Origin of the sequence: Psychrobacter sp. UBA2514, from assembly GCF_002341255.1 — a bacterium.
Taxonomy (GTDB): Bacteria; Pseudomonadota; Gammaproteobacteria; order Pseudomonadales; family Moraxellaceae; genus Psychrobacter; species Psychrobacter pacificensis.
In genome coordinates this window covers 3045-3817 of the sequence record NZ_DDNS01000004.1, presented here as the reverse complement: position 1 = coordinate 3817, position 773 = coordinate 3045, and the positions used below count along the sequence as shown (strand labels likewise).

The following is a 773-nucleotide window of genomic DNA, read 5'->3' as shown; positions in this document are numbered from 1 at the left end:
CTGCTGCGGTGTTTCGGTTTTGGTGGTTTTTTTCTTCATAAAGTTGAACATAGCTATTATTATTGCCTATACAAGTGGATGAGTTTGGTACATGGCTTAATTCATATCGTCTCCTATTGATCAAACGATAAAACCAGTGACCATTTTAGCCAAACCTTTTATCGTGACAGTGTAGCTGAATTGGACGCATAAAAAAACCACAACGCCAGTAGGTCTGACCTACTGGTTTGTTCTATTATAATAGGCGCAATATTTGTCTATTAATTCATAAACCAGCCATGACTGGCAACGATAGATTGTCCTGTAAACACATTACTGGGAAACGCCGCTAAGAATAGTGCCAACTGAGCAATATCCTCTACCGTTGTAAACTCTTTATCGACAGTATTTACTAGCATAATGTCATTAACGACAGATTCCTCACTAATACCTTTCTCGCTTGCTTGCTGCGGTATTTGTTTTTCGACCAAAGGCGTTTTGACAAACCCAGGACAGATCACATGTGCGCGCACATTATGCTCAGCACCTTCTTTTGCAAGTACGCGGCACAGTCCTAGCAGGCCGTGCTTGGCAGTGACGTAAGGTGCTTTATAAAGTGACGCTTCATGCGAGTGTACTGAGCCCATGTAGATGACCGTGCCGCCCTTATTGCCTTTATACATGTGCTTAATCGCAGCTTTAGTGGTCAAAAAAGCGCCATCTAAGTGAATAGCGAGCATTTTTTTCCAGTCATCAAACGTCATTTTATGGATAGGATTGATAATCTGGATACC

The 773-nt window shown here is 41.8% G+C and carries 1 protein-coding gene; it reads right to left on the bottom strand.

Features of this window, described 5'->3' with window-relative positions; all coding sequences use genetic code 11:
• Positions 1-260: 260 nt before the first annotated feature.
• Positions 261-773: SDR family oxidoreductase (locus B3V51_RS01330; protein WP_286707836.1), on the bottom strand; the 513-nt coding region annotated here is incomplete at its 5' end.